The 5,877-nt window shown below is 56.5% G+C and carries 9 protein-coding genes and 1 pseudogene; 7 read left to right on the forward strand and 3 right to left on the reverse strand.

The window, feature by feature from the left end:
- Positions 1–47: 47 nt before the first annotated feature.
- The 5 genes and pseudogenes from AC1W8Y_RS14760 to AC1W8Y_RS14780 all read left to right on the forward strand — a co-directional run.
- A pseudogene (locus tag AC1W8Y_RS14760) lies at positions 48–152 on the forward strand (recombinase family protein); the annotation flags it as partial.
- A gap of 122 nt (positions 153–274) precedes the next feature.
- Positions 275–643 (forward strand): hypothetical protein, encoded by a 369-nt coding sequence (locus tag AC1W8Y_RS14765; RefSeq protein ID WP_482015254.1) that lies wholly within the window; start codon positions 275–277, stop codon positions 641–643.
- A 324-nt stretch (positions 644–967) separates the two neighbouring features.
- The gene (locus AC1W8Y_RS14770; protein WP_482015255.1) at positions 968–1,426 is read left to right on the forward strand and encodes a GNAT family N-acetyltransferase; all 459 of its coding nucleotides are present in this window, start codon (positions 968–970) and stop codon (positions 1,424–1,426) included.
- Positions 1,427–1,552: 126 nt separating this feature from the next.
- The gene (locus AC1W8Y_RS14775; protein WP_482015256.1) at positions 1,553–1,741 is read left to right on the forward strand and encodes a DUF1737 domain-containing protein; all 189 of its coding nucleotides are present in this window, start codon (positions 1,553–1,555) and stop codon (positions 1,739–1,741) included.
- Positions 1,742–1,820: 79 nt separating this feature from the next.
- Positions 1,821–2,066, forward strand: coding sequence for a hypothetical protein (locus tag AC1W8Y_RS14780; RefSeq protein ID WP_482015257.1), 246 nt, complete (start codon positions 1,821–1,823; stop codon positions 2,064–2,066).
- Positions 2,067–2,164: 98 nt separating this feature from the next.
- Here the strand turns inward: AC1W8Y_RS14780 and AC1W8Y_RS14785 are convergent, their stop codons facing one another.
- Complete coding sequence (locus AC1W8Y_RS14785; protein ID WP_482015258.1) at positions 2,165–3,088, reverse strand: LysR family transcriptional regulator; 924 nt, start codon at positions 3,086–3,088, stop codon at positions 2,165–2,167.
- Here AC1W8Y_RS14785 and AC1W8Y_RS14790 point away from each other — a divergent pair.
- Positions 3,078–3,980, forward strand: coding sequence for an isocitrate lyase/PEP mutase family protein (locus AC1W8Y_RS14790; protein WP_482015259.1), 903 nt, complete (start codon positions 3,078–3,080; stop codon positions 3,978–3,980). The genes AC1W8Y_RS14785 and AC1W8Y_RS14790 overlap by 11 nt on opposite strands.
- A 315-nt stretch (positions 3,981–4,295) precedes the next feature.
- Complete coding sequence (locus AC1W8Y_RS14795) at positions 4,296–4,676, forward strand: hypothetical protein (protein WP_482015260.1); 381 nt, start codon at positions 4,296–4,298, stop codon at positions 4,674–4,676.
- A 140-nt stretch (positions 4,677–4,816) separates the two neighbouring features.
- Here the strand turns inward: AC1W8Y_RS14795 and AC1W8Y_RS14800 are convergent, their stop codons facing one another.
- Both AC1W8Y_RS14800 and AC1W8Y_RS14805 read right to left on the reverse strand, forming a co-directional pair.
- A complete protein-coding gene (locus AC1W8Y_RS14800; protein WP_482015261.1) occupies positions 4,817–5,467 on the reverse strand; it encodes a hypothetical protein in 651 nt (216 codons plus the stop codon).
- Between the two features lie 343 nt (positions 5,468–5,810).
- A partial coding sequence (locus AC1W8Y_RS14805) for a DUF3297 family protein (RefSeq protein ID WP_482015262.1) occupies positions 5,811–5,877 on the reverse strand: 67 nt, incomplete at its 5' end.

Consider the following 5,877-nt stretch of genomic DNA (forward strand, 5'->3'; position numbering starts at 1 on the left):
CAAAGTCCAGCTATACTGAGTTTTCCTGATTAATTGGACAAGTCGCCATGCTGATCGGCTACGCCCGCGTCTCGACCGACGACCAGAACCTGGACTTGCAGCGGGACGCGTTGCAGGCGGCCGGCTGCGAGCGGGTCTTCGAGGACATGATCGAACAGTTCGACGCCAAGCCTGCGGAAATCCGCGCGCTGTTCAACAACAAACTCGAACCGGCGCGCACAGCGGAGCTGCGCGACCGGATGCTTGCCGCTGGCCTGCCCATCTAATCCTACCCATGAAATTCAAACAATTTTCAGTAGCGTCCTGCTTCTCGTCCTTCATGCTGCCGCACGTCCTTTTCGTTGACGAATTCGAGACGCGGAAGAAGGCCACCATGACCTGCTGCCTAGCCTGGAATATCAGCCTCTTTCCTGAAATAGAGCAGGAGAGCCACATCGAGCGGATTTGGAAAATGGTCGAGGCCGACAACCAGGACGCGTCGCCTCCCGGCTTGGAGCAGGGGTTCAAGCAGGACCTGCGGGTGCTGGTGGAGCAGAAAAATGAGCTGTTTCCGTGGACGCACACGAACATACCCAAGGCCGATTTGATCGGGGCCGGTCACCGCGATGTACTGAGGATTGCCACCGGCACCAGCTCGGCCTGAGTATTCTCATCAAGCCGGACACTCATTCTCATCTCAAGCCGGACACCCAATGGCACTTGAAGTCGGACACCTGTTGGCATCACAAGCCGGACAGCGATCCTCTATCCAGACCTCCTCAAGTAGCAAATGATGCGCAGGTCTGCCCTCCTCGTCGAATTGTGGGAATGTGTGATATTTTCATTTCAGCAAGCTGGTATCCTGTTGCCTTGGGCCGAGATCGGCCAATACCAGACGGTCCGTGATGGATGGGAGGAATGGCGCTCCCTCGACATAGGGGGAAGCTCTCGCATAGAATCATTGCTCTGAATCACTCAAGAGGTAGCAATGTCAATTCGTAAAGCTCTTCCTATCGATAATTCCGGTGCCAAGGCTGTAGTACAGAAATCATTAGCTTCTTTCGGTTTAATCGCGGATTTTGACACCTTAGATGCTGCCATTGGTGCGCTTGGCCAAGCCAACACCCCTAACGAAATCGAATTAGTGGCAGAGGTAGATGGCAAACTAGTCGGCTGCCTTGCAATTCAGCGTATGGAAGGGGCTGTCGCCAAGCTGTTCGGCTTCCACGTCGATGCGCGCATGCAAGGACAGGGCATCGGTAGAACGCTGTTGAGCGAGGGAATAGCACAGGCCGTTAGCCATAACTTCACTCAACTGGAACTCGAGACTTGGGGCGACATGGGGGCTGCGGTTCACCTGTATGAGTCTTTGGGATGGGTTCGTGGCCCGGACCCACTACCAGAAAGTGGAGCGGACCGCTTTTACTGCTTGGCACTAGTCAGGTAAAACCCGATTTAATGAGCGCCTCCCGCAGCTGACGACTACTGGAAAACTGAATGTTTGTAATGGGGCGATACCTGGCAACGACAGCAGCCGGCCAGTAGCCGCCACTTCAACGAGTGAAAGTAAACTATGAAAACTCCACCAGACGATTTGCCGGTCTATCGAGTATTAACTGGACCAGATGATGCAAAGTTTTGCCGTCGCGTCAGCGAGGCACTTGCGAAAGGATATGTGCTTTATGGCTCCCCATCGGTGACGTTTAATGGGGAAAGCGTCATCGTGGCCCAAGCAGTTGTGTGGCCCGCAATTGCCCCTTAGTCGTCTTCATCCGGCCACAAGCGGGCATTCGGATTGCGTTCACCATCGGGGATGCTTGCAACACCTTGAGGAACGTAAAGTGAAAATTGCTCACTCTGAAGGAGAGACCTTGCTCGGCCCCGCCTTGGTTGGGATCGACATTGGCGTGCTTGTCGCAGCCTGCACCATTGCCTTTGGGAGCGAATATGGCAGAGGGACGTTGCTGTGGCAACGCGCACTCGACGTGATGTTTAGCTTAGTGGGTGGCTTTTTGCTTACCTTTGTACCGTTCGGGCTGGCGCCTGTATTGATTGGACGTTCGGTGCGTGCCGTCAAAAAGCGATAGTGGGGAATGTGTCCTGTTCGACCATGCCAGCTGCGGCGAGGTAGAGAGGCAGGCGTGTCATTAAGGTCCCGTTGTTGAAGTTTGCGCGAAATATAACATCAGACTACGTAAGGAGCGAGATCAGGGCTAGCCTGCCAGCGGGCGAGGAGAAATGCGAGGAAGGCGCGTGCAGTGGGGCCGGGAGTTTGCGGAGGGCGAACGCAGTAGACGCCGGTCTCGCGTCCCGTCCACCCAGGCAGCACCTGGACCAGCTCTCCCGTGCGCAGCGAGTTCGCCATGGCCACGGCGGAGTGGAAGGCGAGGCCATGTCCATCCAGACAGAAGCGGTGCACGGCTTCGCCATTGTCAGCGCGCAGCCGGCCCCGTGGCCGGAAGCTGCACTCACCATCTGGCCCGAACAGGCGCCACGATTCGCCATCGTGGCTGGCCGTGGAGACCAAGCATTCGTGGCGCTTCAGTTCGTCAAGGGAGGCCGGCGTGCCTGCACGCGCCAGATAGGCTGGCGAAGCGACCAGCACACGGCGGTTGTTCAGCAGCTTGCGTGCCACCAGAGCGGAATCGTCCATCTTGCCGATGCGAATCGCTACGCTCACGCCCTCGCCGACGATGTCCACATAACGGTCCGTCATCACTACATCAAGCTCGATGTCGGGATAGGCCTGCATGAATGCGGATAAATGCGGCACCACATGCATGCGGCCGAAAGCCAGCGGCGCGCTGACCTTGAGCAGGCCGTGCACGAGATCCTGCTGCTCCCGCACATTGCGGTAGGCGGTGTGCAGCTGATTCATGGCTGCGCTGCATTCGGCGAAGTAGCGCTGCCCTACGTCGGTCAGCGACATGGCGCGGGTAGTGCGGTTGATCAGCACCACGCCCAGTTGTTCCTCCAGCTGCTTGACCAGGCGGCTGATGGACGATGGTGTCATGCCCGTTGCACCGGCGGCGCGGGCGAAGCTGCGACATTGCGCTACAGTGACGAAGACGCGGACTAACTGCAGAGAGGGTGCTTCCATGGATTCCATCGATTGGATCGCCTTAATTGATGTCAATGGCAACAGAATATGTGAGATTTCAGGCTATTATCGCGCGAAATCAACATGGATAGAATGGGCTTCTTTGCCAAGGAGAGCCCGAATGTTCCGCGACCTGCATCTGCAAACCCAACCCCTTCGCCTGCCCAACGCCTGGGATGCAGGCAGCGCCCGCCTGATCGCCAGCCTGGGCTCTCAGGCGATTGCCACCACCAGCGCCGGTGTCGCCTGGTCGCTTGGCTATCGCGATGGCGATGTGCTGCCGATGGACGAGCATGTGGCGGCTGTGCGTCGCATGGCGCGCGTGCTTGATGTGCCGCTCAGCGTGGACGTGGAGGGCGGCTATGCAAGCGGCGCGGCTGTCGTGGCTGATAATGTGGCTCGCTTCATGGACGCTGGCGCGGTGGGTATCAATATTCAGGATGGCAGCGAAGAGCCGGCGCTGTTGTGCCGCAAGATCGAGGCGATTCGCGCAGCGGCGCAGCGTGAGGGCGTGCCGCTGTATATCAATATTCGTACGGACGTATATGCTCGCAAGCTTGTTGTGGCGGGCAAAGAAGCCGATGAGGTGTTGCACCGCGCGGCGGATTATCATGCTGCAGGCGCCGATGGCTTGTTTGTGCTTGGCCTGACCGCGCAGGATGAGATTCGCCGCATTGCGGCCGGCACGCCGCTGCTGTTGAATGTGATCGTCTGGCCAGGTTTGGCGCCTGTGAACGAACTCGCGGCGCTGGGCGTTCGCCGCGTCAGCGCGGGCTCGTGGCTGCCGCAGACCATGTGGGCGCAGACGCAGGCCCTGGCGCGGGGCTTCCTTACGGACGGGCGCAGCGAGCCGTTGCTGGCAGGCGCCGCACCGTACGGCGACGTGAACGCGGCCTTCTGAGTCAACGCCGCAGCACAGGCTGCACACGTGAATCGGCCATGCGGGCCGGACGGCAGTTGCGGCTGGCGCCGCCGGTGGCACCATGTGCACATCATAAGAACCAGAAACACCGAGCCCCGTGCAAGAAAACTAGCTTCGCCTACTAAGATCCGGCAGGGTGAGCGGCGCGTTTGCCCAAGGATTGATTGCGTTTATCGTCAATGTGTCGTTGCCTGCATTGACGCCAAAGGTCGTGATGGTCATTCAGGGCGGTTCACGAATTCGGGCTATACCAAGCCCAATTTGCAGGCCCCACCATCACCGGAGGATTGACCAATGAAAGAACCAGCACAGGCCATTCGCTTAGCCATGTACAGGCTGACCCACATCGTCGCCACGCCTCACCAGTTCGACCAAGAGGCCGAGACGCGGGGCGCAGGGCGAATTCAGTACATGGTAGAGCTGGGCGACCAGCTTTGCTTGGCTTGGGAGAATGAGGACACAGGGACCATGATCGTGTCTCCCATCGTTTGTTGGGAGCTGGACAACATGCTGGAAGCGCTGGGTGCTCCCTGGCTCGTGTTGTCGCTGCCCGACGCCTTGAGCGAGCGGATAGCCTTCAGGGAGCTTGAAAATGCTGATGTAATCGCGGCGTATCACAGGATGGAAGGACAGACGATTGCGGCGTCTGTCCCTCCTGCCAGGACGACCCATTGAGAGAGCAGCCATGACGCCCGAACAATACCACGACCCACCGCGCCGGCGTTAGCCCGCGCATCAACCACCAGAAAACGGACGTTTTTTGGACTACACTTTTATAGATTGGCGGCAATACAGCAAGCGGCTTGATGTGAGTCTTAAGAGGAAAGGTTCCCATCAGGAAGAGAGCGAAACAATCGTCGATTAAATTCGACACTTGGACCAACGATGCAGATATCCCGGATATCGCCTATGGAAAGCGTAGTAGGAGAGCCATCACCACCAAGGAGTACCATTCGGAACTCTTGTTGGTAAGCGAACGACGAGAACTTCCGGAATGGTCCCATAAAGCCGTCAAATGTCTCTCGGTCAACATACTCTATGAGCGCGTGCTCGTATGCACGCCCCTCCTTGTCGGCCGCTTCTTTGACGCGGCGAAGAAATTCTTCACTATTCGTGATAGCGACAAACGTATCACCAAAGGCGAGATTCCTGTCGTCAAGCGGCTCTTCTATCAGCTCCTGAATGCCGTACATACAGTACATATTGTAGGTGGCCGCGTCTTGAGTCCGGTATAGAACAGGATTGATCAAACCAGCGATAGGCACCCACTCCCCCTGTTCATTTCGGATAGACACCTCCTTTGTCTGCATTGATGTGTGAATGCCTTCGTCCGCGTCCGACCTGACGAGGTCCGCTTCTTCAAGCGTTGCAAAATATTTTGGCGTGTTCATGTACAAGTTGCCGTTCAAAAAAGATTCCAAGTAGGCAGAGGGCAACAGCTTCATCAGTACTGTGTTTCGAGCCATTATTTTTCCTAACTAATTTTCAAGCAATACGTTTGTATTTAGGCACATGTTAGTCCACCGTTTATTCAGTCGCAATTAATTCTGGTCCGCGCGGCTGAATGCAGTTTCATTCTCAGCTAATGCTGGTTTTAGGGGCCCGTCAATCGCAGTTAATTCTGGTCGAAAATCGCGTCGAATGCAGGTCGGCGCGTTTTAAAACGCAGGTCGCTACAGTTACGTGGTGACGAAGGCACTTGATCGTATGTCTGATGCACGACACATAAAAAAGAGCCGACCAGTTAATTCCTGGCCAGCTCTTCTATTGTGTGGTGGATGCGTTGTCAGATTGACCTGAAAGCGTCGATCAGCGATAAAACGCTTCGACTTTACCTTTTAATTTAATCAACATTGGCTTACCCTTGCGATCGAGG

It is taken from the genome of Jezberella sp., assembly GCF_964834465.1.